Annotated in this window: 21 protein-coding genes; 9 read left to right on the top strand and 12 right to left on the bottom strand. The window is 71.2% G+C overall.

Annotated elements, in window-relative coordinates; translation table 11 throughout:
- The first annotated feature begins 6 nt into the window (after nt 1-6).
- Nucleotides 7-987: an NAD-dependent epimerase/dehydratase family protein gene (locus tag ADL15_RS09320; protein ID WP_067687407.1), complete on the top strand. Its 981-nt coding sequence runs from the start codon at nt 7-9 to the stop codon at nt 985-987.
- On the opposite strand, the gene ADL15_RS09315 is transcribed toward ADL15_RS09320, so the two are convergent.
- The 7 genes from ADL15_RS09315 to ADL15_RS09285 all read right to left on the bottom strand — a co-directional run bounded on the left by ADL15_RS09315 (nt 972) and on the right by ADL15_RS09285 (nt 9,719).
- Nucleotides 972-2,345 carry an NDP-hexose 2,3-dehydratase family protein gene (locus ADL15_RS09315; RefSeq protein WP_067687210.1) on the bottom strand — a complete coding sequence of 458 codons (1,374 nt, stop codon included), beginning with the start codon at nt 2,343-2,345 and terminating at the stop codon, nt 972-974. The genes ADL15_RS09320 and ADL15_RS09315 overlap by 16 nt on opposite strands.
- 24 nt (nt 2,346-2,369) lie before the next feature.
- Nucleotides 2,370-3,563, bottom strand: a complete 1,194-nt coding sequence (gene metK, locus ADL15_RS09310) for a methionine adenosyltransferase (protein ID WP_067687207.1) — start codon at nt 3,561-3,563, stop codon at nt 2,370-2,372.
- Nucleotides 3,564-3,608: 45 nt separating this feature from the next.
- Nucleotides 3,609-4,697, bottom strand: coding sequence for a succinyldiaminopimelate transaminase (dapC, locus tag ADL15_RS09305; protein ID WP_394326922.1), 1,089 nt, complete (start codon nt 4,695-4,697; stop codon nt 3,609-3,611).
- Nucleotides 4,691-5,728, bottom strand: a complete 1,038-nt coding sequence (locus ADL15_RS09300; RefSeq protein ID WP_067687204.1) for a glucose-1-phosphate thymidylyltransferase — start codon at nt 5,726-5,728, stop codon at nt 4,691-4,693. Before ADL15_RS09300 ends, dapC begins: the two co-directional genes overlap by 7 nt.
- 78 nt (nt 5,729-5,806) lie before the next feature.
- Nucleotides 5,807-6,445, bottom strand: a complete 639-nt coding sequence (locus ADL15_RS09295; RefSeq protein WP_198170664.1) for a LuxR C-terminal-related transcriptional regulator — start codon at nt 6,443-6,445, stop codon at nt 5,807-5,809.
- Nucleotides 6,446-7,592: 1,147 nt separating this feature from the next.
- Nucleotides 7,593-9,443, bottom strand: coding sequence for an asparagine synthase (glutamine-hydrolyzing) (gene asnB, locus ADL15_RS09290; protein ID WP_067687198.1), 1,851 nt, complete (start codon nt 9,441-9,443; stop codon nt 7,593-7,595).
- A gap of 18 nt (nt 9,444-9,461) precedes the next feature.
- On the bottom strand, nt 9,462-9,719 hold the full coding sequence (locus ADL15_RS09285; protein ID WP_067687403.1) for an acyl carrier protein: 258 nt from the start codon (nt 9,717-9,719) through the stop codon (nt 9,462-9,464).
- A 226-nt stretch (nt 9,720-9,945) separates the two neighbouring features.
- On the opposite strand from ADL15_RS09285, the gene accA reads away from it, so the two are divergent.
- The 3 genes from accA to ADL15_RS09270 all read left to right on the top strand — a co-directional run bounded on the left by accA (nt 9,946) and on the right by ADL15_RS09270 (nt 13,543).
- Nucleotides 9,946-11,649, top strand: a complete 1,704-nt coding sequence (gene accA / locus ADL15_RS09280; RefSeq protein WP_067687195.1) for an acetyl-CoA carboxylase carboxyl transferase subunit alpha — start codon at nt 9,946-9,948, stop codon at nt 11,647-11,649.
- A 62-nt stretch (nt 11,650-11,711) separates the two neighbouring features.
- Nucleotides 11,712-12,182 carry an acetyl-CoA carboxylase biotin carboxyl carrier protein gene (locus ADL15_RS09275; RefSeq protein ID WP_067687401.1) on the top strand — a complete coding sequence of 157 codons (471 nt, stop codon included), beginning with the start codon at nt 11,712-11,714 and terminating at the stop codon, nt 12,180-12,182.
- An 8-nt stretch (nt 12,183-12,190) separates the two neighbouring features.
- Complete coding sequence (locus ADL15_RS09270) at nt 12,191-13,543, top strand: acetyl-CoA carboxylase biotin carboxylase subunit (RefSeq protein WP_067687399.1); 1,353 nt, start codon at nt 12,191-12,193, stop codon at nt 13,541-13,543.
- Nucleotides 13,544-13,569: 26 nt separating this feature from the next.
- On the opposite strand, the gene ADL15_RS09265 is transcribed toward ADL15_RS09270, so the two are convergent.
- The gene (locus ADL15_RS09265) at nt 13,570-14,346 is read right to left on the bottom strand and encodes a cyclase family protein (protein WP_067687192.1); all 777 of its coding nucleotides are present in this window, start codon (nt 14,344-14,346) and stop codon (nt 13,570-13,572) included.
- Between the two features lie 29 nt (nt 14,347-14,375).
- Nucleotides 14,376-16,016 (bottom strand): FAD-dependent oxidoreductase, encoded by a 1,641-nt coding sequence (locus ADL15_RS09260; RefSeq protein WP_067687190.1) that lies wholly within the window; start codon nt 16,014-16,016, stop codon nt 14,376-14,378.
- 166 nt (nt 16,017-16,182) lie between these two features.
- Between ADL15_RS09260 and ADL15_RS09255 the strand changes: the two genes are divergently transcribed.
- Nucleotides 16,183-17,211, top strand: a complete 1,029-nt coding sequence (locus tag ADL15_RS09255; RefSeq protein WP_083971037.1) for an acyltransferase domain-containing protein — start codon at nt 16,183-16,185, stop codon at nt 17,209-17,211.
- Here the strand turns inward: ADL15_RS09255 and ADL15_RS09250 are convergent.
- Both ADL15_RS09250 and ADL15_RS09245 read right to left on the bottom strand, forming a co-directional pair.
- Complete coding sequence (locus ADL15_RS09250; protein ID WP_067687395.1) at nt 17,177-18,433, bottom strand: ketosynthase chain-length factor; 1,257 nt, start codon at nt 18,431-18,433, stop codon at nt 17,177-17,179. The two genes, ADL15_RS09255 and ADL15_RS09250, sit on opposite strands and share 35 nt — an antisense overlap.
- Nucleotides 18,430-19,749, bottom strand: coding sequence for a beta-ketoacyl-[acyl-carrier-protein] synthase family protein (locus ADL15_RS09245; RefSeq protein ID WP_394326920.1), 1,320 nt, complete (start codon nt 19,747-19,749; stop codon nt 18,430-18,432). The genes ADL15_RS09250 and ADL15_RS09245 overlap by 4 nt, the downstream gene beginning before the upstream one ends.
- A gap of 142 nt (nt 19,750-19,891) precedes the next feature.
- On the opposite strand from ADL15_RS09245, the gene ADL15_RS09240 reads away from it, so the two are divergent.
- Genes ADL15_RS09240 through ADL15_RS09225 form a run of 4 tightly spaced genes read left to right on the top strand, consistent with a single transcriptional unit; the run spans nt 19,892 to nt 24,508 of the window.
- On the top strand, nt 19,892-20,935 hold the full coding sequence (locus ADL15_RS09240) for a methyltransferase (RefSeq protein ID WP_067687187.1): 1,044 nt from the start codon (nt 19,892-19,894) through the stop codon (nt 20,933-20,935).
- Between the two features lies 1 nt (nt 20,936).
- Entirely contained in the window at nt 20,937-21,515 is a 579-nt protein-coding gene (locus tag ADL15_RS09235; RefSeq protein WP_067687184.1) for a flavin reductase family protein, read from the top strand.
- A 7-nt stretch (nt 21,516-21,522) separates the two neighbouring features.
- Complete coding sequence (locus ADL15_RS09230) at nt 21,523-22,848, top strand: cation:proton antiporter (RefSeq protein WP_232343978.1); 1,326 nt, start codon at nt 21,523-21,525, stop codon at nt 22,846-22,848.
- A gap of 46 nt (nt 22,849-22,894) precedes the next feature.
- Nucleotides 22,895-24,508, top strand: a complete 1,614-nt coding sequence (locus tag ADL15_RS09225; RefSeq protein WP_083971036.1) for an MDR family MFS transporter — start codon at nt 22,895-22,897, stop codon at nt 24,506-24,508.
- A gap of 78 nt (nt 24,509-24,586) precedes the next feature.
- Here the strand turns inward: ADL15_RS09225 and ADL15_RS09220 are convergent, their stop codons facing one another.
- Nucleotides 24,587-25,255, bottom strand: coding sequence for a DUF4097 family beta strand repeat-containing protein (locus ADL15_RS09220; RefSeq protein ID WP_067687175.1), 669 nt, complete (start codon nt 25,253-25,255; stop codon nt 24,587-24,589).
- Nucleotides 25,256-25,464 lie beyond the last annotated feature (209 nt).

The raw sequence follows: 25,464 nt of genomic DNA, 5'->3' as shown, positions 1-25,464 counted from the left end.
CTGGTCGTGGTGCTGGGTGGTTCCGGCTTCGTGGGCGCCGCGGTCGTCGAAGCCCTCGCCCGGCGGCCGATCCGGCTGCGCACCGCCGGCCGCCGGCCGCAGTCGGCGCCGGCCGGCGCCGTGGCCCAGATCGAGGTACGGTCCGCCGATCTCACGGCCCGCCGGGAGCTCGAAGCCGTGGTCGCCGGCGCGGATGCGGTGATCCATCTGCTGATGCACACCGCCGGCTGGCGTGAGGCCGCGAGCGACCCGGCGAGCGAGCGGGTGAACGTCGGGGTGGCGCGCGACCTCGTCGGGGTGCTGCGGGAGCGGCGCGGGACGGCCCCGCCGCCCACGGTCGTGTTCGCCGGTTCCACCTCGCAGGCCGGCGTGCCGCAGCGGCTGCCGCTGGACGGCAGCGAGCCGGACCGGCCCACGACCACCTACGACCGGCAGAAACACGCCGCGGAGCAGGTGTTCAAGGCGGCCACCGCCGCCGGCTCCGTCCGCGGCGTGTCGCTACGGCTGCCCACGGTCTACGGTGACAGCCCCCGCGGCCGGCTCACCGGCCGCGGCGTGGTCTCGACCATGGTGCGCAAGGCCTTCGCCGGCGAGGAACTCACCCTGTGGAACGACGGCACGGTCCAGCGTGACCTGCTGTACGTGCACGACGCGGCGGACGCCTTCCTCGCCGGGCTGGACCACGTGGATCTGCTCGCGGGCGGGCACTGGCCGCTCGGCACGGGACGTGGTGTGCCCCTGGGCGACGTGCTGCGGACCATCGCCGATCTGGTCGCCGCCCGCTCGGGACGACCCCCGGTGCCGGTCGTCTGCGTACCGCCGCCCGACGTCGCCACGGCCACCGACATGCACAGCATCGTGATCGATGCGTCGGGCTTCCGGGCGGCCACCGGCTGGCGTCCCCGGGTGCCGTTGCACACCGCGCTGCGGCGCTGCGTCGACGCGTTCGCCCGGGACGCCGGAGAGCGCGCCTACAGCCGGCCCTGACACAGGCCGGCGACGGCCAGCAGGGTGCGGGCCTGGACGTTGAGGTAGTGCCCGTGCCGGCTCAGTGAGCTGAGCTGGCCGGGGGTCACCCAGGTGAACCCGGGCGGGGGTTCGTCGGCCGCCTCGGCCTCGCTGGCTTCCACGAGCAGGAAGCGGCTGGTGGCGTTGAGGAATCGGCCGCCTTCCTCGGAGTGCTCCGCGGCGTACCGGATGCGGTCCGTTCCGACCCGGGTCACCAGGTCGAGGAAGGGTGGGCGCTCATGTTCCGGCAGGTGGGCGTAGTTCTCCGGAGTGCACTGCACGGTCGGTCCGAGCTCGACGGTGTCCAGGAAGCCGCCTTCGGCGCGGGCGTGGACCAGGACGTGCGGCACCCCGCCGAAGCGGTGGACCAGGAACGCGCACAGTCCCAGCCCGACCGGTTCGAACAGCGGCTGCATCCATGAGGTGACCTCACGGTTGCCGGCCTCGACCGACACCCCGGTGACCCGGAAATAACGGTTGTCGCGATGGCGGATGTCCTCGTCGGTGAGCACCCAGTCGCGGACGTCGGCCAGCGGGACGCGTCGGACCCGTACGTCGTGCCGGGCCCGTTCCATGGTGAACCAGGACAGCAGGTCGGTGTCGGAGTGCAGCGCGCCGGCCTCCGGCCGGGTCGTCGGGGCGCAGGCCAGCACGCTGCGCGCGTCCATGTTCACCACGTGGTCCCGTTGCAGCAGCGTGCCGATCTGTCCGAGGGTGAGCCAGCGGAAGTCGTCGTCCGGCGGCAGGTCGTCGGTGGTTTCCGCGATCATGTTGCGGTTCGATTTGCACAGGAACCAGGAGCCGTGTTCCGACTGCAGCACGTCGGTGAGCACGCGGCCCCGGCCCGGACCGATGAAGTGATCGAGGTATTTCACCCCGGCGCCGCGGTGTACTCCGGTGTAGTTGCTGTGGGTGGCCTGCACGGTCGGGGAGAGCTGCAGCAGACCGGGATTGCCCGGCTCCATTTTGGCCTGCATCAGGAAGTGCAGGACGCCGTCGAACTCCTTGGCCAGGATGCCGAGGATCCCCACCTCGGGCTGCACGATGATCGGCTGCTGCCACTCGCGGGCACCGACGGTGACGTGCAGCCCCTCCACCCGGAAGAACCGCCCGCTGTGGTGGACCAGGTTGCCGCCCGGCTCGGACGACCAGCCCTGGAGCTTCGCGAGCGGCAGCCGCTCGACGGCGAAGCGGTGGGCCTGGCGGCGTTCGGCGAACCAGCTGTCGAACTCCTCGATCGGCAGGCCGGCCCGGGTCGTGATGGTCCGCAGGGACCGTGCGAGCCGGGCCGGCAGCCGGTTGTCCTCCCGCTCCGCCAACCGCGTCGCGATCGTCATGCTGGGCTCCTTCGGTGTGCGCGATCAGGCGTTGACGGCGGCCTTCAGCTCGGCGATCCGGTCGGTGCGTTCCCAGGTCAGGTCCGGCAGTTCCCTGCCGAAGTGCCCGTAGGCGGCCGTCTGCCGGTAGATCGGACGCAACAGGCCGAGATCCTCGATGATGGCGGCGGGCCGCAGGTCGAAGACCTCGTCGATGGCGGCGACGATCCGCTCGGCCGGCACCGCCTCGGTGCCGAAGGTCTCGACGAACAGCCCGACCGGACGTGCCTTGCCGATGGCGTACGCGACCTGCACCTCGCACCGTTCGGCCAGGCCGGCCGCCACCACGTTCTTGGCCACCCAGCGCATCGCGTAGGCGCCCGAGCGGTCCACCTTCGACGGGTCCTTGCCGGAGAACGCCCCGCCGCCGTGCCGGGCGTAACCGCCGTAACTGTCCACGATGATCTTCCGGCCGGTCAGGCCGGCGTCGCCCATCGGACCACCGATCTCGAAGCGGCCGGTCGGGTTCACCAGCAGCCGGTATCCGGACGTATCCAGCTCCAATCCGGCCAGCTCGGGCTCGACGACGTGGGTACGGATGTCGGGTGCGAGCATCGCGTCGAGCGAGACGACGGGGGCGTGCTGCGAGGAGACGACCACGGTGTCGAGCCGCACCGGCCGGTCGCCGTCGTACTCGATGGTCACCTGGGTCTTGCCGTCCGGCCGCAGGTACGGCACGGCGCCGTCCTTGCGGGCGTTCGACAGCCGCCAGGCCAGCCGGTGTGCCAGGGCGATCGGCAGGGGCATGAGCTCGGGTGTCTCCCGGCAGGCGAAGCCGAACATCAGCCCCTGGTCGCCGGCGCCCTGCTGGTCGCGGGCGTCCCGCTCGCCGTCGCGGTGCTCGACCGCGGAGGCGACACCCCGGGCGATGTCCGGCGACTGCGCTCCGACCGACACGGTGACCCCGCACGAGCCGCCGTCGAACCCCTTCGCCGACGAGTCGTACCCGATGTCGCGCACCGTCTCTCGTACGATCGCCGGGATGTCCACCCGCGCCGTCGTGGCGACTTCGCCGGCGACGTGCACCAGGCCGGTGGTCAGCAGCGTTTCCACGGCGACCCGGCTGGCGCGGTCCTGCGCCAGCATGGCGTCGAGGATGCCGTCGCTGATCTGGTCGGCCATCTTGTCCGGGTGCCCCTCGGTGACCGACTCCGAGGTGAATAGGCGGCGTGCTTGCATCTGCCCTCCAGGGTGGTGAGTGGAATGCCGGTGTGCCGGCTGTTCTCAGGCGGTGAGCCGGGCCACGGCCGAGGCGATGCGCTCGTCGGTCGCGGTGACGGCCAGTCGGATGTGGTTCTCGCCGGGCCGGCCGTAGATCGATCCCGGCGCGCCGAGGATGCCCTCGCCGGCCAGGAACGCGGCGGTGTCCCAGCAGGGTTCGTCCCTGGTGGCCCAGAGGTACAGGCCGGAGTGGGAATGATCGACCCGCAGGCCGCGCGCCTCCAGCGCGGGGCGCAGCCAGGCCCGGCGGCGTGCATAGCGTTCCCGCTGCAGCTCGACGTGCGTGTCGTCGGCCAGCGCCGCGGCCATCGCCGCGGCGATCGGCGTGGGCAGGATCAGGCCGGCGTGCCGGCGTACTTCGAGCATCTCCCGCACGATGCGGGAATCCCCGGTGACGAAACCGGCCCGGTACCCGGCGAGGTTCGAGCGCTTGGACAAGGTGTGCACGGCGAGGACTCCGGTGTGTGAGCCGCCGCAGACGTCGGGGTGCAGGATCGAGGTGGGTTGCTGTTCCCAGCCGTACTCGAGGTAGCACTCGTCGTTGACGACCAGGACCCCCCGGTCGCGGCCCCACGACACGATCTCGCGCATGCGCTCCGCGGACAGCACCCGGCCGTCGGGATTGGACGGCGTGTTGAGCCAGAGCACCCGGGGCGCCGGGTCGGGCAGGCCATGGTCCAGGTTCACCGGCATCGGCGTGGCGCCGGCCAGCCGCGCGCTGACCTCATAGGTGGGAAACGCGAGTTCCGGATAGGCGACGAGGTCACCCGGACCCACGCCCAGCACGGTGGGCAGCCACGCGATCAGCTCCTTGGTGCCGACCGACGGCAGGATCGCCTCGGGTTCCGCCGCGACCCCGAACCGCCGGCGCAGGTATGCCGCGGCCGCCTCACGCAGGGCCGGTGTTCCCTCGGTCGCCGGATGGCCCGGTGCGTTCGCGGCCTCGCACAGGGCCCGCTGGACGAAGTCCGGTGGCGCGTCGACGGGCGTGCCCAGGGCGAGGTTGACGATGCCGTCCGGGTGCTGTGCCGCGCTGTCGCGCAGTGGCGTGAGCGCCGACCACGGGAACTCGGGAAGAGCCTTGATCACGATGCACTCCAGTCCTGAACCGAGGGGTTCGCCGGGGCGCGCATGTGCCACCAGCCGTTGGTTATCTCGCCGATCACCGGCGGGTGCCCCCGGATGACGGCGCCGGCGAGCAGGATCGAGCCCCGCACGACCGCGTTCTGCACCTTGCATTCCGGCCCGACGGCGACGTACGGGCCGATCTGGCTGTCCTCGACCACGGTGCCGGCCCCGAGCACGAGCGGGCCCCGCAGCACCGAGCGGGTCACTCGTGCACCGCGCTCCACGGTCACGCTGCCGTGCACGACGGTGCCGGCGTCGACCTCGCCGGCGATCTCCGGCGGCAGCCGGTCCAGCAGCAACCGGTTGCAGTCCAGCAGGTCCTCGACGGTCCCGGTGTCCTTCCACAAACCGGTGAAGGGCCGGGCGGAGACGGTCTGGCCCGCGTCGATCAGGTGCTGGATCGCGTCGGTGATCTCGAGCTCGCCGCGCGCGCTCGGCGTGATCCGGCGGGCCGCGGCGCAGATCGCCGAGGTGAAGAAGTAGACGCCCATGATCGCCAGGTGGCTCGGCGGGCGGGGTGACTTCTCCACCACCGCACGGAGGCCGCCGTCCGGCCGCAGGTCGGCCACGCCGTACCTGCTCGGGTCGGCGACCGTGGCGAGCAGCAGCTTCGCCGCCGGGCGGTGGGCCCGGAATTCGTCCGCCGCGCCCGCCAGGTCGCCGACGACCACGTTGTCACCCAGGTAGAGAACGAAGTCCTCGTCCGCGAGGAAGTCCGCGGCGATGCGTACGCAGTGCGCGAGCCCGGCCGGTCTCTCCTGCCGGATGTACGTCAGGTGCAGGCCCAGGGCCGATCCGTCACCGAACGCCGCCCTGATCTGCTCGCCGTGCTCGCCGTGCACGATGCCGACCTGCCGCACGCCCATCACCCGGATGTTCTCCAGGCAATGGCGCAGCACGGGCTCGTTGGCGACCGGGATCAGCTGCTTGGGGAGGGAGTACGTCAACGGGCGCAACCGGCTGCCGGTGCCACCGGCCAACACGAGTGCCTTCATGCACCGCATCCTGCGGCCGGTCGGTCGAGACGTGTTCGAGCGTCGCTGTTCAGCCGGGCCGGCGTGCCGGGGACGGGATCAGAGGTCCAGTCGTATGGTCGCGGCGATCATCATGAGGGCGCGGGCCTTGTTCACGGCGTCGATGCGCGACACCGCGTTGAGCTTGGCGAAGATGTTGTGCAGATGGCGCTTGACGGTGCCCTTGGTGATCGAGAGCTTGCGAGCGATCTGTGCGTTGCTCATCGCCTGGGCGACCAGCACGATCACCTCGCGTTCCCGGTTGGAGAGCACCCGGGTGCCGCTGCGGGTCAGGGACGGGATGGCGGACGGGTACGCGGAGATGAAGACCCGCTCGTCCTCCCGGCACATCTCTCGAATCACCGAGGTCAGATAGCCGTGGGAGACGTCCTTCGGCAGGTAGGCGCGCGCGCCCTGCTGAAGCAGCGACTCGGCATGGCCGGGATGGTCGTCGGGGCCCAGGATCACGACGCGCTGGCCGCCGCCCACGGCGAGGAGCCGGGCCAGGGCTCCGCTCACCTCGTGTACGCGCTCGTCTATGCCGAACACCACGACGTCCGGAGGGCTCAGCGGGATGGCGTGCAGGGCCTGCTCGATCCCGGACACGGCGGCGATGACAGTCATGTCGTCATTGGCACTCAGCAGCGCCTCGAGGCCACCACGCAACAGTGGATGGGACTCCACCACGAGCACGCTCATTGATGACATCACGGCAACGGTCATGCGAAAGCCCCCGGGGTTGGACAGGAAGTGGAAACGCTCGGCGTCAGTGGGCAGCGGCTCGGCGTGAACCGCATGGCCGACCGGACAGGGTGCCGAGCCCTGGCCGTTCCCCGCTCCGCGGGAACGGGTGCGGCCGGGATACGCGGGACGCGGGGGAGAGTGATGCCGTGCTGGCCCAGCACGGCGAATACGAAACAGTCCGTCGTGGATGCGCCGCAATGCGGCATCATTGCCGCCCGCAAAACTTCAACTCTCCGTAACCATCACGGTGCAGAGTGTAGCATTATCGTCCTTGATCAACGTGCAACTTGCACACTTTCCCCGAGCCACTCGGAGCGAATGGTGAAGGTGCTGACATTTCCCATTCCGCCCGGCCGACCCTCGGGGGTGCGCGGTCGCGACATTCATCCTGTGTGACGAATGTAACATTGATTTCCGTGATTCGGTCTTGTTGGGCGTCAAGGCGGAATCCGGATCGTGACCATTGACCCGTGTGCCGCCGGAAGGGCGCTGAGCTGCGCATTCGGCGGTCGTTGCGAGCCTTGTCGACGATGGCGATCGTCCGCCCGCAGTGGCACGCCGAAGCCGGGGCCGCCGATGAGATCGTTCCTCCCGGCGTGTCGTCCGGTCGCCGGCGTGGCATCGGCACCTCGTCGGCCCGGTCACTGATGGTGAGGAGCACGGCATTCTGCACGTGCAGCCGCAGGTGCGGCAGCCCTTGCGGATGATGCCGATCCGGACATCCCGAGGTGAGGTTACTCTCCGTGACATTTTTCGACCACGTCGGAGACGCGGACCGGCGTCACCACCGTTCTCGACGCCACCGCCGCGCCACCGGCATTGTCGGTGCCGCCGGATTCGCCAGCACGTCTGTTCGCCCCGCCGCTATTCCCCCTGGCGGGATCCGGATGATGACGTGTCCTTGTCCGGGAAAAGGTTCTGCACCCGGTGCGGGTCCTTGTGGATTCCTCCGGATGGTTTTGCCGGGGCGATGATGTGGGTGATTTCGTGACGCATTCTCCGGTTCGGGGCGCGACACCGCACCGGATTCCGGACCGCACCATTACGGTCATCGGACGCGACCGCATTCCCCGGCTCGGCGCAAGGGAATGCCGGCGGCACCTCAGAAATCGAGGGCGACGTCGTAGCGGATGATCCAGTCGTTGAGCCAGAGAGCCATCTCGAGACCACCCCGGTCGTACGGCCGGCTCGGGCCGTGCAGCGGGCGGTCCAGCAGACGTCGCACCCGGTCCCGGTCCAGCAGCGGCAACACCGGCGCATCACGGTCCGCCAGGACGCGTGTCAGCTCGGCGCGCAGCGCGATCTCGTAACCGGGGTCCTGGGTGGCCGGATAGGGAGTTTTCACCCGGTCCAGCACCGAGCGCGGGAGGAGATCGTCCATCGCGGCCCGCAGCAGGCCCTTCGGGCGGCCGTCGAGGGTCTTCATCGGGAACGGCACGTTGAACACGTAGGAGACCAGCCGGTGGTCGCAGAACGGGACGCGTACCTCGAGGCCGACGGCCATGCTCATCCGGTCCTTGCGATCCAGCAGGGTCTGCACGAAGCGGGTCAGATTGAGGTAGGACACCTCACGCATCCGTCTCTCCGCGGCGGGTTCGCCGGGCAGCACCGGCACCTCGGCCAGCGCCTCGCTGTACCGCATCGCCCGGTAGGCGGGGATGTCGAGCTTCTCGATCAGGCCCCGGTCGAGCAGCGACAGCCCGCCGAAGTACCGGGCCGACCCGGAGGTCAGCCACGGGAACGTCGACGCGCCGACCGCCCTCGGATTGTGGAACCAGCGGTACCCGCCGAACAGCTCGTCGGCCGCCTCACCGGACAACGCCACGGTGCACCGGTCGCGGACGGCGCGGAAGAGCAGATACAGCGACGGCCACATGTCGCCCCAGAACGCCGGTGGCAGATCGGTCGCGGCGAGGACCCGCTCCCGTACCGCCGGGTCGGTGAGCTGCTCGCTGTCGAGCCGGACCTCCGTGTGGTCCGCGGCGACGTGCCGGGCCAGCTCCCGGGCGAACGGGCTGTCCGCGTCGCCGCGCACCGCGTCCGGGGCGAAATGCTCGTCGGCACCGACGAAGTCGACGGCGAACGACCGCACCGGACCGGCGCCGCCGCGCAGCAGGGTGCCTGCGGCCAGGGCGGTGACCGCCGAGGAGTCCAGACCGCCGGAGAGCAGCGTGCCGACCGGCACGTCGGCGACCAGCTGCCGGGCGACCGTGTCGTCCAACAGGTCCCGCACGTGTCGCACCGTGGACAGTGGATCGTCGGCGTGCGGCTGCGCCGCCAGGGTCCAGTACCGGTGGCGGGTGACACCGGTGTGCCGGACCCGGACCAGGTGGCCCGGTCGGACCTCCGCCATCCCGGAGAACACGGCGTGCTCGGGCGTCTTGACCATGTCCAGGACCTCGCACATCCCGTCGGCGGCGACCCGGGCCGACGCGAGCGGGTTGGCGAGGATCGCCTTGGGTTCCGAGCCGAACAGCACGCCGCCGGGGGTGGGGTAGTAGTACAGCGGCTTGACGCCCATCCGATCCCGGACCAGGAGCAGCTCCTGGTTCCGTTCGTCCCAGACGCCGAGCGCGAACATCCCGTTGAACCGGGTCACCATGTCCGCACCCCATTGCAGGTACGCGCGCAGCACGACCTCGGTGTCGCCGCGGGTGCGGAAGTGATGCCCGTACCCCTCCAGCTCGTGCCGGAGCTCCACGAAGTTGTACAGCTCGCCGCAGAAGGTCAGCACCACGGCGGTCCGGCCGTCGGTCTCCACGGTCATCGGCTGCGTGCTGCCGGCCAGGTCGACGACCGCGAGCCGGCGATGCCCGATCGCGGCCCGCCGGCCGAGCCACAGCCCTTCCGCGTCCGGCCCCCGGCAGCACATCGTGTCGGTCATCGCCTGGACCGTCGCTCGCGAACCGGACAAGTCACGCTGGAAGTCCACCCAGCCGACGATTCCGCACACCGTATTGCCTCTCCGTCGCTACGCGTTCGCCTGAAGCCGGTTGTTGACCTCGTCGAGGAGCTCTCGTGGGGTACGGGCGTCCGCCACCACCGAGTCGGGCAGCCGGATGCCGTTCTCCCGTTCGATGCGGCTCACGGTGTTGAGCATCGCCAGCGAGTCGTAGCCGAGAAGCTCGAACTCCCGGTCCATGCTGTCGCCGCTGAGGTCGATGCCCTCCTCCTCACCGGCGCTCTCCTTGAGTAGCTGAAACAGGGTCTCGATGCTGAGCTCCGCCATGTCGTCACCCTTCCGGTCCGCGGCCACGCGCCGGCGATGTCCGCCGGCGCTCGGGACAGCCGATCCGCCGGTGACGACGCTGCGCCGCACCCGTCGAACGACGATCGAGTCCCGGTGGAGAGCCCGCCGCGATCCCGGCGGCCGGTCCGGTTCCAGCGCGGCTTGACGCGCCTTCGATGCCCGCTTCGCACACTGGCGGCCCGGCGTCGAAACGGAGAGGCCTGCGATGACCAGTACTGCGGTGAGCACGGATCGGGCGGCCGATGCGGTGTCCTGGGCACTCTGCCCGGGCTGCCGGACCGTACATCTCGGCAACCGGCTCCTGCGCGGGCTGTGGGTGTGCCCCGGCTGCGGGCACCATCTGCGGATCACCGCCGCGCAGCGGCTCGACGCGCTGTTCGATCCCGGTTCGGCGCGGCTGGTGGACTCGTCGTCGACGGACACCGACCCGCTGGGGTTCAGCGACACCGAGCCGTATCCGCGCCGCCGTGAGCGGGTTCGGCGGCGTACCGGGATGCGCGAGGCGATGCTGGTCGCCACGGGCACCATCCACGGCCAGCCGCTGGTGGCCGCGGTGTCGGACTTCCGGTTCCTGGGCGGGAGCATGGGGGTGGCCGTCGGCGATCTGCTCACCCGGGCCGCCGAGATCGCCCTGGCGCGCCGGGTTCCCCTGCTCATGGTGACCGCGTCCGGTGGCGCCCGGATGCAGGAGGGCGTGCTCTCCCTGATGCAGATGGCCCGGACCACCCAGGCGCTCACACGGCTGGACGCGGCCGGCATCCTCACCGTCTCGCTGATCACCGACCCTACGTTCGGCGGCGTCGCGGCCTCCTACGCCACCCTGGCCGACGTCATCCTCGCCGAACCCGGCGCCCGGCTCGGTTTCGCCGGTCCCCGGGTGATCGAACAGCTGCTCGGCAAGCCGTTGCCGACCGGCTTCCAGACCGCCGAGGCGCTGCGCGACCAGGGGCACCTCGACCTGGTCTGCCCGCGAGGGGACCAACGGGCACTGCTGGGCAGGCTGCTCGCGCTGACCGCGCCGGCGGCCCCGGAGGACCGGACCGGGCTGGACGCCGGCACCGTGACCGACCCGGAAGCTCTCCACCAGCGGGACCCGTGGCAGTCGGTCCGCCGGGCGCGGGACATCACACGCCCGACCACGGCGGACTACGCCGCCCGGGTCTTCACCGACTTCCTGGAGCTGCACGGCGACCGCCTGGCCAAGGACTGCCCCGCGATCATCGGCGGACTGGCCCGCCTCGACGGGCGTCCCGTGGTGATGGTCGGCACCCAGAAGGGGCATACGGCGGCCGAACTGTCCGCGCGTCACTTCGGCATGGCGTCGCCGGCCGGCTATCGCAAGGCGGCTCGGCTGATGCGGCTGGCGGCGAAGCTCGGCGCACCCGTCGTCACACTCATCGACACACCCGGCGCGCACGCCGGGATCGAGGCCGAGGCGCAGGGGCAGGCCCTGGCCATCGCCGAGAACCTGCGCCTGCTGACGGAACTCCCGGTGCCGGTGGTGGCGGTCATCACCGGCGAGGGCGGCAGCGGCGGTGCTCTCGCGCTCGCCGTCGCGGACCGGGTGCTGATGCTCGCCAACGCCGTGTACTCGGTGATCAGCCCGGAGGGATGCGCGGCGATCCTGTGGAACGACGCGGCCGAGGCGCCCCGCGCCGCTGCCGCGCTGGGGGTGAGCGCACCCGACCTGTTGCGACTCGGTGTGGTCGACGGCGTGATACCGGAGCCGGGCGACGGCGCGCAGACCGACCACGCGGCCACCGCGGAACTGCTGCGCGCCGCCCTGACCGCGACGCTGGCGGAGCTGGGCGACCTGTCGGCGGGGGAGATCCGCTGCCGTCGCTCCCGCCGGTTCGCAGCGTTCGGCGGCTTGTCGTCGCCCCGTTCGGACAGCATGGGAATGGAGTGAGAACAGTGGACAATTTCCGGCCCGCACCGAATGGCCGCGCGCTCGCCGAGCCGCAGCCCGACATGCCCGAACGGAGCGGCGAACCCCACGACGACGCCGGGACCTCGTCCGCGCTCCGGCAGGCGACGCAGGCGGCCGACCGGCTGCTGCGCCTCGGCGGCCCGCCCCCGGCGACGCTCAGCGTGCGCGCCGGCGAGGTGTGGATCGAGATGACCTGGGCCGTGCCGGGACCGGAGACCGGTGCCCCGGCGGGTGCCCCGGCCGCGCCGGTGGAGCAGGCCGGCCGGCCGTCCGCCGACTACATCACCGCGCCGGCGGTCGGCACCTTCTACCTGGCGCCCTCGCCCGGCGCCGAGCCCTTCGTCCGCCCCAGCAGCCTGGTCGTGGCAGGTCAGCAGGTAGGCATCGTCGAGGCGATGAAGCTCATGATCCCCGTCGAGGCCACCGCGGCCGGGCGGATCGGCAAGGTGCTGCACGCCGACGGCGAGCCGGTGGAGTACAACCAGCCGCTGTTCGAGCTGGACCCGTCGTGACCGACGGCATGTTCCGGACGGTGCTGGTGGCCAACCGCGGTGAGATCGCGGTGCGGGTCGCCCGCGCCTGCCGGGAACTGGGCATCCGCGTGGTGGCCGTCTGCTCGGAGGCCGATCGTGGGTCGGCCGTCACCCGGCTCGCCGACCGTACGGTCGTGATCGGGCCGGCGGCGCCGCGCGCGAGCTACCTGAACGCGGCCGCGATCATCGAGGCCGCGTTGATGACCGGAGCCGAGGCGGTGCATCCCGGGTACGGTTTCCTCTCCGAGGACGCCGATTTCGCCGAGGCGTGCGCTGCGAGCGGACTCACCTTCATCGGACCGCCGGTCGCCGCGATGCGGCAGCTCGGCGACAAGATGAGCGCGCGGACCGCGATGGCCGCTGCCGGGCTGCCGCTGCTGCCCGGCGTGCTGGACCCGGTGCGCGACGAGGAGGAGGCCGCACGGGCGGCCGGCGCCGTGGGATACCCGTTGATCATCAAGGCCACGGCCGGCGGTGGCGGCCGTGGCATGCGGGTGGTGCGGGGCCCGGACGAGCTGACGAAGGCGTACCGGGAGACCACGGCAACCGCCCGGCAGCTCTTCGGTGACGGCCGGGTGTATCTGGAGCGGTACCTGGCCGCACCCCGGCACGTCGAGATCCAGGTGCTCGCCGACCTGCACGGGAACTGTCTGCATCTCGGCGAACGCGACTGCTCGGTGCAGCGGCGGCACCAGAAGCTCATCGAGGAGAGCCCCGCGCCCGGCCTGCCTGCGGAGTTGACCGGCCGGATCGCCGAGGCGGCGGTCCGCGGCGCGCGGGCCGCCGGGTACGCGGGCGTGGGCACCTTCGAATTCCTGGTGGACGCCGCGGGCGAGTTCTACTTCATGGAGGCCAACTGCCGTCTCCAGGTCGAGCACGGTGTGACCGAGCTGGTGGCCGGCGTCGACCTGGTGCGGGAGCAACTGCGGGTGGCCGCGGGCATGCCGCTGGACCTGCGGCAGCAGGACGTACGCCCGCGCGGGGTGGCGATCCAGTGCCGCATCAACGCCGAGGACCCGGCCCGTGACTTCATGCCCACCCCCGGCGTCCTCACCGAGTTCGTCGCTCCGTCGGGCCCGTTCGTCCGGGTGGACACCCACGCCTTTCCGGGATACCGGGTGCCGGCCAGCTACGACTCGCTGCTGGCCAAGGTCCTCGTCTGGGCGCCCGACCGGGAGCAGGCGATCACGCGGATGCGTCTGGCCCTGGACGAACTACGGGTCAGTGGAGCCGGCGTGCACACCACCGCCGCACATCTCGGCGGGGTCCTGGCGGACCCGTGCTTCCGCGCGGCGGCGCACAGCACCCAGTGGGTGTACGACGGTGCCGGGGCCGGCTGACCCGTCCGGGCCGGGCCGGCCGTGGCTCATTCCTCCGGGACCAGCGCCACGGCCCGCGCCCACCCGGCGCCCGCGTTGGCGATCTTCACGGGGAAGCAGCACACCGTGAAGCGGGGCGTGTCGAGCAGCGCTTCCAGGTTGTTCAACCGCTCGATCTGGCAGTACTCGCGCCGGCGACCGGCGAAGTGCGCCGGCCACAGCACGCTCGGATCCGCGTTCTTCTGGTACTCCACGATCATGTGACCGAAGGGCGCGTCGAGGCTGAACGCGTCGGTGCCGATGACCCGCACACCCCGATCCAGCAGGAGGTCGGTGGCCGGGCCGTCGAGTCCGACGAAGTCGGTGAAGTACTTGGGCGTACCGGCGAGGGTGTTCGCGCCGGTGTGCAGCAGCACCACGTCCATCGGCTCTGGTGCCCGGCCCGCATGGTCGAAGGCCTGCCGCAACCGGTCCGCGCCCACCGTGCCGACCGGCGCGTCGGAGACGTCCAGCACCAGGCCGGGCCGGAAGAACCAGTTCAATGGCATCTGGTCGATGTGGCGGGGCGGCCCGTACTCGGTGATGGAGCCGTAGTGCGAGGGCGCGTCCACGTGGGTACCGGTGTGGGTGGTCAGCCGCAGGGTGTCCAGCGACAGCAGTTCGCCGTCCGGCAGCACGGCGGGGTCGAAGTCGAGGCCGTGGTTCTCCCGCATGCTCTCCGCCATGTGCACGGCGCCCTCGGCGGGAGAGAGCACCGTGTGCTCGGTCGGGTTCGGTTCCCAGACCGTGGCGTCGATCGGCGTGGACAGGTCGATGATGCGCATGGTGGCACTCCTCGGTGGGATCAGCGGGATCAGCGGGTCGGCTCGGGCTCGTGCGGGACGAGGCTGCACCGGCGCAGCAGCGCCGTCAGCCCCTCGTCGCCCGCGATCCGGCCCTTGCCCGCCAGGTAACCGTCCGGACGGATCAGGGCGTACTCCCCGGCGTCCAGGCCGATCTGGCGGCGCAGCGTGCCGCCCGGGTCGCCGAGCGGCCCCGGGTACGTGCCGGCGATGTCGGCGGTGTCGGCGACCGTGCGCACCGAGAGGGCCCGGCCGAAGTCACGTTCCACGTCCGCCAGCACCGCGGCGAGCCCGTCCGGTCCGGTGTCGTCGGTGGTGGCGAGCAACGTCCACCGCGGGTCGGTCAACTCGGTGCACATGTCCCGCCAACCGGCGCTGGCCAGCGCCGTCTCTCCGGAGCAGGCGACGCGGTACCCCGGCCCGATGCCACGGGCCGCGACCACCGGCTGGCTCAGCGGGCTGGCGCCGTAGTGCAACGCCAAACCGGACATCCCCTCCATGATCTTGCGTTCGACCCGCCGTTTGAGCGGCGTGGCCAGGTTGAGCAGACCCAGCCCGATCGGCAGGGTGACGGGCGCGGCGGCGTTGCGCAGCGCCACGAGCGCGGTGGCCGTCCTGGTCGTGCCGAGCAGCGTGGCGCCGACCGGCACCCGCTCGGCGGTGTAGCTGTCCAGCAGCGCGTCGTCCGCGTGACCGCGCAGCACGTCGGCCAGCTTCCAGCCGAGGTTGTACGCGTCCTGGATGCCGGTGTTCATGCCCTGGCCGGAGGCCGGGCTGTGCACGTGCGCCGCGTCGCCGGCGACGAAGCAACGCCCGGAACGCATCTGCCGGATCATGCGCTGCTGGATCGTGAAGACCGAGACCCAGCTGGGGGTGGACACCCGGACCGGCGTGCCGAGAGCCTTCGTGATCTTGCGGCTGAATCGGCCGGCGACCGCGTCGGCGTCGTCGGCGCCGTCGACGTCCACCGTGTCCAGCAGTCGCCACTTGCCCGGCTCCGGGAACGGCACCAGCATGATCGTGCCGTTACCGGCGTGCATCCAGTGCAGGCTGTCGCGCGGCAGGTCGGCGTCGAGGACCGCGTCGGCGATCAGCCAGGTCTCCGAGGACTCGCCGACCAACGTGAAACCGAGCTGCCTGCGGACCACGCTGTGGCCGCCGTCCGCGCCGACCAGCCACCCCACCTCGACCTGCTCGATGCCACCGCCGGCGTGCTGCAGGGCGGCGGTCACCGTGTCGTCGGTCTGGTCCAGCCCGGTCAGGCCGACACCCCATTCCACCGTGACGCCCAGGCGCCGCAGCGCGGTCCGCAGGATCTCCTCGGTGGTGACCTGGTCCACCTGGAGCGTGAACGGGAACCGGGTCGGCACGCTCGAGTAGTCGGTGTCGAGACGGATCAGCCGCCGTCCCCGTTGGTGCATGGTGAAGTGCTCGACCCGCTGCCCACGCCGCAGGAACTCGTCGATGAGCCCCATCTGGTGGTACGTCTCCAAGGTGCGTGCGTGGGTGGCGGTCGCACGGCTCGTGGTGGCCGGCCCGGATGCCTGGTCGACCACTCGTACCGCCGCGCCGCGCCGCGCCAGCTCGTAGGCGGCCGTCAGGCCGACCGGGCCGGCACCCACCACGAGCACGTCGTAGCTAGAAGGGCTCATCGGCTTGCTACCTCCCCGCGTTGCAGTGTTTCCGGGGCAGCCTGCCGGGCGAGGCTCGACTCCGGGCGGAACGCCGCTGGAGGCCGCGCCCGCTCGATCGGCGCTCCAGGGCGGCGAGCGAGGATCCGGCCACGCGGTGACCGACGAGGAGCGGAGACCAGAACCGATGACGTACGAGGGAACCGGGCGTCCGATCGCCCTGCTGATGGCCGGTCAGGGGGCCCAGCATCACGGCATGGCCGTGGAACTGTACGGCCGTGAACCCGTCTTCAGCGCGGTCATGGACGAGTTCTTCGAGCTCATGGGCGCACCGGGGCACCGGCTGCGCACGGACTGGCTCGCCGACCGGCCAGCGGTCTCGCTCGACGACGCCGGGACCGCACAACCCCTGTTGTTCGCGATCGGGTACGCCCTCGGCCGCGCCTTGCACGCCCGGGGATGTCCGCCGGTGGCACTGCTCGGGCACAGCGTCGGTGAACTGGCCGCGGCCGCTCTCGCCGGCGTGCTGGACCTGCCCGGTGCCGCCGCCGTCATGCTGGCACGCTCGGTGGTGATGGCTACGGCACCGCCCGGTGGCCTGCTCGCCGTGAGCGCGACGCCCGCGGAACTCGCACCGTACCTGGGCGTCGCCGGCGAGCCGGGCAGCGTGGTGATCGGCGCGCGGAACGCGCCGCGGCAGACGGTGCTGGCCGGGCCGGAACCACGCCTGTCCGCCGTGGAGCGCGAGCTGCGGGCAGCCGGGCTGGTCAGCCGGCGGGTCGGCGCCCGGCAGCCCTTCCACTGTCCCGCCGTGGCCGATCAGGCGAGAGCCTTCGCGACGGCGTTCGAGGCGTTGCCACTCGGCTCCCCGGCGGTGCCGATCTGGTCCACCCGGACCGGCCGGGTGGTGGACCGCGAGCAGGCCGGGAGACCGGAGTTCTGGGCCGGGCAGCTGTCCGCGCCGGTGCTGTTCTGGCCGGCCCTGGACGCGCTGCTGACCGGCGGCGACTACACCCTGGTCGACGCGGGTCCCGGCCAAGGGCTGTCGATGCTGGCGCGCCGGCATCCCGCCGTCCGCGCCGGGCGCAGCACGGTGGTTCCGTTGCTGCCCCGGGGCGCGAGCGGGTCGTGGGACACCTGGTGCGCCGCGGTGCTGGAGCTGGGCGCGGCGCGCCCGGACGCTAGGCGGGACGCCGGAGCACCATCGCCGAGTTGAAGCCACCCTGCCCCCGGGCGAGGACGAGCGCGTTGGTGAGCGTGGCTTCCCGCGGCTCGGATCCGACCAGGTCGATCGCCTCGGCGAAGGCGGGGCGATCGATGTGGATGGTCGGCGGGATCACCGAGTCGCGCAGGGACAGCAGCGCCGTGGCCACATCGAGCGCGGCCCCGCCGCCCAGTAGCCGGCCGGTCATGGTCTTGGGCGCCGTCACGGGCACCGCCCGCGGCCCGAAGACGGTGGCGAGGGTGTCGACCTCCACCCGGTCCAGCGCCGCGACCCCGGCGGCGTCGGCGAAGACCACGTCCACCTCCGCCGCGGACAGTCGCGCGTCGCGCAGCGCCAGCTCGATGGCCCGGCGCAGGCCCGGCTCCCGGCCCGAGCCGGGCTGCGGGTCGAAGGTGGCGGCGTGCCCGGCGACCACCCCGTAGATCCGGTCCACCCCGCGCTGCCGGGCCTCGGCAGGATCCTCGACGACGAGCAGGGCGCCGCCCTCACCCGGCACGTGACCGGTGACGTCCCGGTCGAACGGCAGATACGCCCGGCTCGGTTCGGTGACCGGGCTGACCCGGCCCGAGCGGATCATGCAGACCCAGGACCACGGGCACAGCGAGCCGTCCACCCCGCCGGCGAGCATGAGCGCAGTGCCGTCGCGTACGTGCCGGCGAGCCTTGGCGATCGCGTCCAGCCCGCCGGCCTGCTCGGCGACCAGGGTGCTGCCCGGCCCTCGCATGCCGTGCCGGATCGAGATCTGGCCGCTGTTGACCGGATAGAACCACGCGAAGGACTGGTACGCGCTCACGTACGCGCCGCCCTTGCTCCACAGCGCCTCGAGCTCGCGCTGCCCGAACTCGAAGCCGCCGGCGGATGCGGCGGTGACCACCCCGGTGGCGTAGTCGGCCAGCTGCCGCGGGTCGGCGCCCGCGTCGGCAAGCGCCTCCTCGGCCGCGATCAGCGCGAGCTGGGTCATGCGGTCGGTCTGCGGCAGCAGCCGGCTCGGCAGCCGGCGGGCCGTGTCCAGGGTGACCTCACCGGCCAGTTGCGCCGAGTACGGCGCCGGGTCGAACCTGGTGATGCGGCCGATGCCGGACTCGCCGCGCAACGTCGCCGCCCAGTACTCCGCCACGCCGAGGCCGTTGGGTGCGACCACGCCGAGGCCGGTGACCACCGCGGTGCCGGTTGCCCGGGCCGGCGCCGTCCCGGCGGTTCCGGGCGCGGTCATGCCGCCCACCGGCCCGGCCCGGCGAGGACGATCGCACTCTGGAAGCCACCGAAGCCGCTGGCCACGCTCAGCACCACGTCGGTGCGCTGTTCCCGGGCCACGAGGGGGACGTAGTCCAGGTCGCACTCGGGGTCGGGTTCCCGGAGGTTCGCCGTCGGCGGGATGACCGAGTGCTCGATGGCCAGCACGGAGGCCGCGACCTCCAGTGAGCAGATCGCTCCCAGCGAGTGACCGATCATCGACTTGATCGAGCTGATCGGTGTCGTGTACGCGTGTTCGCCGAGACTGCGCTTGTAGGCGCCGGTCTCGTGCAGGTCGTTCTGCTTGGTCGCGGAGCCGTGCGCGTTGATGTAGTCGATCTCGGACCGGTCGACGCGCGCCAGGTCCAACGCGCCGGTGATGGCCGCGGCCAGTTCCACGCCGTCCGGACGCAGCCCGGTCATCGAAAAGGCGTTGCACCGGGAGGCGTATCCGGCGATCTCGGCGTACACGTGCGCGCCCCGGCGGCGAGCGTGGCCGAGCTCCTCCAGGACGAAGACGGCCGAGCCCTCACCCAGCGCGAAGCCGTTGCGGGTCCGGTCGAACGGCCGCGACGCCGTCTCCGGCTCGTCGTTGCGCGGCGTGGTCGCCTTGATCGCGTCGAAGCACGCGACGGTGATCGGCGAGATGGCGGCGTCCGACGCTCCGGCGATCATCACATCTGCCTCGCCGTCCCGGATGAGGTCCACGGCGTGGGTGACCACGTCGATGCCGGACGTGCACCCGGTGGACACGATGCCCACCGGCCCCTCCGCCCCCACCAGGCCCGCGACCTCGGCCGCCATGGACGAGGGCACGAAGTAGTCGTACAGGTACGGCATCGCGTGCGCCTCGTCGACCTGCCAGATCCGGCCCTCGTCGCTGACCACCGCGTATTCGTGGTCGAGGCTGATGGTCATCCCGCACGCGGTGCCCACCATCACCCCGGTGCGCTCCGGGTGCAGCTCGCCGACGATGCCGCTGTCGACGAGCGCCTCCCGGGCCGCCACGTACGCGAACTGTGTGGTCCGATCCCACCGGCGGATCTGCCTCTGGGTCAAGCCGGCCTCGACGGGGTTGAAATCGCACTCGGCGGCCACCCGGGAGCGGAACTGGGTGGCGTCGAACGCCGTGATGGTCCGGGTGGCGGTCCGCCCGGCGGTCAGCAGGTCCCAGTACTGCTTCGTCCCGATGCCTCCCGGTGCGACCACCCCGATCCCGGTCACGACCACCCGCCGTCCACCCCGCGGTCCTTCCTCGCTCTTCCGCAGCACCCCGTCTCCCTTCACCGTTGCCAACCGGCCAAGGCTGTCCTGCCGACCTCGATTCGCCCTTGACCCGCGCTGGACAGCCGGCGGGCTCGGCCGCCGCTCGACGTGAGCACGACCGACCGGTGCGACGGTGTGCCCCGCAACGACCGATCGGGAGTAAGGACAGACGATGACCGTTGGCGTACCTCCCCGCAGTTCAGTGGCCCGGGCCCGGGCCGTCGTCCGGCTCAACACGGCGTACTTCCAGACGAAGGTCCTGCAGAGTGCGGTGGAGCTCGGCGTGTTCGACCTGCTCGCCGACGGCCCGGCCACGGCGGACACGCTTCAGGAGAAGCTGGCCGTCCGGCACCGGCTGACCCCCGACTTCCTCGACGCGCTCGTCGGGCTGGAGTTGCTGGAACGCGACGGAGCGGAGTACCGCAACAGCGACCTCACCGCCGAGTTCCTGGTGACCGGGCAACCGACCTACCTGGGCGGCACCTGCGCCCAGCACGCGAAACTGCACTACCACGCGTGGGGCCGGTTGACCGAGGCGCTGCGGGACGGCCACGCGAAGTCGGCGGTGGCGGCGCAGGGTTCGACCGCCTATCCGGACTACTACCGGGACCTCGACAAGGCTCGGCAGGTCATGACGCACATGGACGCGCACAACGGCTTCACGGCCGATGAACTGGCTCGCCGGCTCGACTGGTCGGAGTACACGACGTTCACCGACGTGGGCGGCGCCCGCGGCAACGTGGCGGCGCGGATCGCCCGGGCACATCCGCACCTGCGGGGCTCGGTCGTGGACCTGCCCGCGCTGCGACCGCTCTGCGACGAGCTGATGCGGGAACTGGGCACGGCCGACCGGGTCCACTTCGCGGGCGGTGACTTCTTCGTCGACCCGCTGCCCGCCTCGGACGTGATCGTGATGGGTCACGTGCTGGCAGACTGGCCGCTGGAGAAGCGGATGCGGTTGCTGCACAGCGCGTACCGGGCGGTCTCGCCCGGTGGGCGGATCGCGGTTTACGACGTCATGATCGACCCGAGCCGGGACGACCTGGAGACTCTGCTGCAACGTCTCAACAGCGCGATGATCCGCGACGACAACTCCGCGTACTCGGTGTCCGACTGCGAGGGGTATCTGCGCGAGGCCGGCTTCGAGGTGGAGCAGGTCTTCCGGGCGGACACGATCACCCGCGACCACGTGGTGGTCGCCCGCAAGGCGGCGTGACATGCGCGGGCAGCACGACCTCCGGGTGTCTCCGGAGGTGGCCGCGGCCTGTCTCGAGCCGGCCACTTTCCGGTCGGTGATGAGCGCGTTCCCGTCCGGCGTCACGGTGGTGACCACGCTCGGCGCCGACGGCGCGCCACTCGGTGTCACCTGCAGCGCGACGTGCAGCGTGTCTCTGGAGCCGCCGCTGCTGCTGGTGTGCCTCAACCGGAACAGCCGGGTGCTGAGCGCGCTGGTCGACCGCGGCCAGTTCATCGTCAACTTCTTGCGGGACAGCCGGGAACGCACCTCGTCACTGTTCGCGTCGAGCACGATGAACCGGTTCGAGACGGCGAGGTGGCAGCCCTCCCGGCGCGGCGGGCTCCCGCTGCTGTCGGCCGATTCCCTCGCGCACGCCGAGTGCGACGTCGCCGGGGTGATCGACGCCGGCGACCACACGATCGTCGTCGGCGCGGCCGTGGACGGCGGCGTGCACGACGAGGCGAGCGGACCGTTGATGTACTGGCGCCGCAGGTACGGACGCTGGCCGGCCGAGGACGACACGCGAACCGTCGCGCTCACCCTCGCCGCGGAAGGGTGAGCGGACCGTGTCGCACACCCCCGTTCCGCTGATCCCGGCGCCGCAGCTGATGCTCTTCCTGCTCCAGGTGGCGGTGCTGCTGACGCTGGCCTTCGTGCTCGGCCGGCTGGCCGTCCGGCTGGGCATGCCGGCGGTTGTCGGTGAGCTCTCGGCCGGGCTGCTGCTCGGGCCGACCCTGCTGGACCACGTCGCGCCCGGCCTGGCGGCGTGGCTGTTGCCCAAGCAGGCCGGCCAGTTCCACCTGCTCGACGCCGTCGCCCAGATCGGGGTCCTGCTGCTGGTCGGGGTGACGGGGATAGAAGTCGATCTCCTGCTGCTGCGCCGGCGGAGCGCGACCGTGGTGCGGGTGGCGACGGCGGGGTTGCTGCTGCCGCTGGGGCTGGGCGTGGCCACCGGCCTGCTGCTGCCGGCCGCGCTGGTGCCGGGTGGCACCGACCGGATCGTCTTCGCGCTCTTCCTGGGCGTCGCGATGTGCCTCAGCGCGATGCCGGTGATCGCGAAGACGCTGACCGACATGCGGCTGCTGCATCGCAACATCGGTCAGCTGATCCTGATCACCGGGATGGTCGACGACGCGTTCGGCTGGCTGATGTTGTCGATCGTCGTGGCGATGGCGGCCACCGCCCTGCAGGCCGGCGTGATCGTGACGGCGGTGCTGACCCTGCTGGCGATCGTCGTGACGGCGGCCACCGTGGGCCGGCCGCTGTTCCGTGTCGCGCTACGCCAGGCGGACCGGGCGGCCGGGCCGACCGGCGTGGTGACCGTCGCGGCCATCGGCATGCTGGCCTGCGCCGCGGGCACACAGGCGCTGGGCATGGAGGCAGTCTTCGGGGCCTTCGTGGGCGGCCTCCTGGTGGGCAGCTGCGGCGGCGTGCCGCGAGCGGCGCTCGTGCCGTTGCACACGACGGTGCTGGCCTTCTTCGCGCCGCTCTTCTTCGCCACCGCGGGATTGCGTGTCGACCTGACGGCGCTGGGCCGGCCGGTCGTCCTGCTGGCCGGACTGGTCGTGCTGACGGTGGCGGTGGCGGGCAAGTTCGCGGGCGCGTTCATCGGCGGGCTGACCAGCCGGCTCACCAAGTGGGAATCGCTCGCCCTCGGAGCCGGCATGAACGCCCGCGGCGTGGTCGAGATCGTCATCGCCATGGTCGGGTTGCGTCTGGGTGTCCTCAATACCGAGACCTACACCATTGTGGTAATGGTGGCCATCGCTACCTCGCTGATGGCGCCGCCCATCCTCCGGATCGCCATGCGTCGCGTGGAGTTGACCGCGGAGGAATCCCTGCGCGGCGACCGGAGTGGTGAATCGACAGCACAGCGAACCCCATATCGGTAAACGAATTTCCCACACTTCAGGAGGCCCGCCGAACTCGAGCCGAACTATGGTCCGGCACGGGTTTGCGATATCTTCCATTGGCTCGGAACGGCCCATCTTTCCCGAGGAGACAGTGATGACGACTCCCGAACCCGAGGCAGTTGACGCACCGTCGCGTGAGGGGCCGCTGGGTCGCAGCTCAATGCGTATCGTCGTCATCGCGATGATGATCTGTTCCGCGCTCGGTTCCCTCGATCTGACCATCGTGTCGACCGCCGCGCCGACGATCGTCGGCCAGCTCGACGGCGTTCAGTACCTGTCCCTGCTGTTCACCACGTACATCATCGTGGCGGGCGTGACCACGCCGCTCTACGGCAAACTCGCCGACCTGTACGGCACGCGCCGGTTGTACATCTTCGCCATCAGCGCGTTCCTGGTCGGCTCGGTCCTGTCCGGCGCGGCGCAGTCGATGATCCAACTGATCGTTTTCCGCGCCGTCCAGGGGGTGGGCGCCGGTGGCCTCTCCGTGCTGACGATGACGGTCGTCGCGGAGATCGTGCCGCTGCGCGAACGCGGCAAGTTCATGGGCATGTTCGGCGCCGTGCTCGGCGTCGGTGCCATCGCCGGCCCGCTGCTCGGCGGCATCCTGACCGATCAGCTCTCCTGGCGCTGGATCTTCTACATCAACCTGCCACTGGGTCTGATCGCGCTGGTCGCCATCGTCCGGGAGCTGAAACTGCCACCGAAGAAATCCACGGCTCCCATCGACTACGCGGGTTTCTTCCTGCTCGCGGCATTGATCGCTGACATCACGCTGCTGGCGTCCTGGGGCGGCGCGCAATATGCCTGGTCCTCCCCGATCATTATCGCTCTGGCGGCCGGCGCGATGGTGCTGGTAGCACTGTTCGTGATGCGCGAGTTGCGGGCGCCCGAGCCGATCATGCCGCCGCGGTTGTTCCGTATTCCGTCGATCACCTTCGCCTGCCTGGCCAACGTGATGGTGCATACCTGGGTCACCGTCATCGGAACGTTCGTGCCGCTTTTCATCCAGCTCGCCATGGGCATCAGCGCTTTCAACTCTGGTCTGCTGCAGTTGCCGATCGTGTTCGGGCTGATGGTGGTCTCCATCGTCGGTGGCGGCCTGATCACCAAATGGCGCCGATACAAGTGGTCACCGGTTCTCGGCAGCGCCCTGGCCGTGCCGTCGTTGCTCCTGTTCGCCACGATGACCCCGGACACCAGCCTGTGGCTCGTCGTCACCTACATGGTGTTCTTCGGTCTGACCGTCGGGCTCTGCATGCAGCCGCTGATGGTCGCCATCCAGGCCACCGCGCCCGAGCGCGACATGGGAAGCGCGACGGCGACCGGTGCGTTCTCCCAGCGCATCGGCGGCTCACTCGGTTTCGCCGCGCTGGCCGCGCTGTTCAGCATCCGGCTCAGCGCCGAGTTGTCGCAGCGGTTGCCGGCCGGCACCGCGGCCCGGATCCCCTCGGACGGATCGATCTCCCCGATGGATCTGCGCGCGCTCCCCGCCGACCTGCGCGCTGCGGTGGAGCTGGCGTTCGCGCACACGATCCGCAGCGTCTTCCTCTGGACGATCCCGCTGATGGTGCTGGCGCTCGTCTTCAGCCTCATGCTCAAGGACGTCCGGATCGACGAGGGCGTGGAGATCGAGGTCTGACCCGGGCGAGACCGCTCGGCGCACCGGCACCGTGCCGGTGCGCCACTCGTCGGCATGTCCATACCCCAGGCTGCGGGACTACAGGCTGCGGGCGGTGATGTCGCCGTAGGCCGTGGTGGCGTGGATGGTCAGGGCGGCCGCGCCGTCACCGTTGCGCAGCGAGTTCTGGATGCGGCCGCTGCCGGTGCCGGCGTCCAGCGACGCGGAGACGCCGCTGGCGGCCGCGACCGCGACGTTTCCGGCTTCGGTACGAAGGACGAGCGCCCCGTCCACCGCCTCGGCGATCCGGATGTCACCCCGCTGGGTGCTGATCCGCGCCGGCCCGGTCAGGCGGCCGACCGTGATGTCGCCGTCCTGGAGGGTCAGCCGGGCGCTCGCCGTCTCGTCCAGCTTGACCTGGCCCTGCGCCCCGTCGAACGTGACCTCGCCGAGCCGGCCCACACCCCGCAGGTCCCCGGCGGCCGTCGTCGCCTCGACCCGCGACCCGGCCGGCAGCTGGACGGTGACCTCGACGGCGCCGGAGTTGCCGAGCAGCTTGTGCTTCGGCGCGGCCGTCGCGATCCGCAGCACGCCGTCCCGGTAGTCGACGGTGACCTGCTCGACGGCCTTCACGTCGCGGCCCTTCGACGCGTCGGCGGGCCGGACCTCGACAGTGGTGTCGGCGCGGTCGGCGGCGATCAGCTGGAGCCGGCCGGCCGGGATGTCCAGGACGGCGGCGATCGGGGCGGTGGTGGCGAACTTCTGCATGACTAGCTCCTTCGATCCGTTGTTTCCGATGTGCAAAACGCTACGTTGCGTTCGCGTATTGGGCAACAGGATCGTTGCTTAATGACGACATATTGGCAGCTAGATGCCCCGTAATCGTTGCAACGGTTGGAAAATCAACGCAACGCATCGTTGCATTGAGTGGAGAATAAAAGCTATGCTGCCGTGCGTCAGACAGGTGCGCGTAAGGA

This window comes from Actinoplanes awajinensis subsp. mycoplanecinus, from assembly GCF_001509495.1.
GTDB lineage: Bacteria > Actinomycetota > Actinomycetes > Mycobacteriales > Micromonosporaceae > Actinoplanes > Actinoplanes palleronii.
Note: the sequence above shows the minus strand (reverse complement) of the source record. Positions and strands in the feature narration are given on the sequence as shown.

Coding starts and splice junctions, on each gene's coding strand:
- ADL15_RS09260 (WP_067687190.1), bottom strand. CDS start 16,016: ATGAGCCCTTCTAGCTACGACGTGCTCGTGGTGGGTGCCGGCCCGGTC.
- metK (WP_067687207.1), bottom strand. CDS start 3,563: ATGCAAGCACGCCGCCTATTCACCTCGGAGTCGGTCACCGAGGGGCAC.
- ADL15_RS09240 (WP_067687187.1), top strand. CDS start 19,892: ATGACCGTTGGCGTACCTCCCCGCAGTTCAGTGGCCCGGGCCCGGGCC.
- ADL15_RS09235 (WP_067687184.1), top strand. CDS start 20,937: ATGCGCGGGCAGCACGACCTCCGGGTGTCTCCGGAGGTGGCCGCGGCC.
- ADL15_RS09250 (WP_067687395.1), bottom strand. CDS start 18,433: ATGACCGCGCCCGGAACCGCCGGGACGGCGCCGGCCCGGGCAACCGGC.
- ADL15_RS09300 (WP_067687204.1), bottom strand. CDS start 5,728: ATGAAGGCACTCGTGTTGGCCGGTGGCACCGGCAGCCGGTTGCGCCCG.
- ADL15_RS09315 (WP_067687210.1), bottom strand. CDS start 2,345: ATGACGATCGCGACGCGGTTGGCGGAGCGGGAGGACAACCGGCTGCCG.
- ADL15_RS09265 (WP_067687192.1), bottom strand. CDS start 14,346: ATGCGCATCATCGACCTGTCCACGCCGATCGACGCCACGGTCTGGGAA.
- ADL15_RS09275 (WP_067687401.1), top strand. CDS start 11,712: ATGCCCGAACGGAGCGGCGAACCCCACGACGACGCCGGGACCTCGTCC.
- ADL15_RS09270 (WP_067687399.1), top strand. CDS start 12,191: ATGTTCCGGACGGTGCTGGTGGCCAACCGCGGTGAGATCGCGGTGCGG.
- ADL15_RS09295 (WP_198170664.1), bottom strand. CDS start 6,445: ATGAGCGTGCTCGTGGTGGAGTCCCATCCACTGTTGCGTGGTGGCCTC.
- ADL15_RS09255 (WP_083971037.1), top strand. CDS start 16,183: ATGACGTACGAGGGAACCGGGCGTCCGATCGCCCTGCTGATGGCCGGT.
- ADL15_RS09225 (WP_083971036.1), top strand. CDS start 22,895: ATGGTCCGGCACGGGTTTGCGATATCTTCCATTGGCTCGGAACGGCCC.
- ADL15_RS09285 (WP_067687403.1), bottom strand. CDS start 9,719: ATGGCGGAGCTCAGCATCGAGACCCTGTTTCAGCTACTCAAGGAGAGC.
- accA (WP_067687195.1), top strand. CDS start 9,946: ATGACCAGTACTGCGGTGAGCACGGATCGGGCGGCCGATGCGGTGTCC.
- ADL15_RS09220 (WP_067687175.1), bottom strand. CDS start 25,255: ATGCAGAAGTTCGCCACCACCGCCCCGATCGCCGCCGTCCTGGACATC.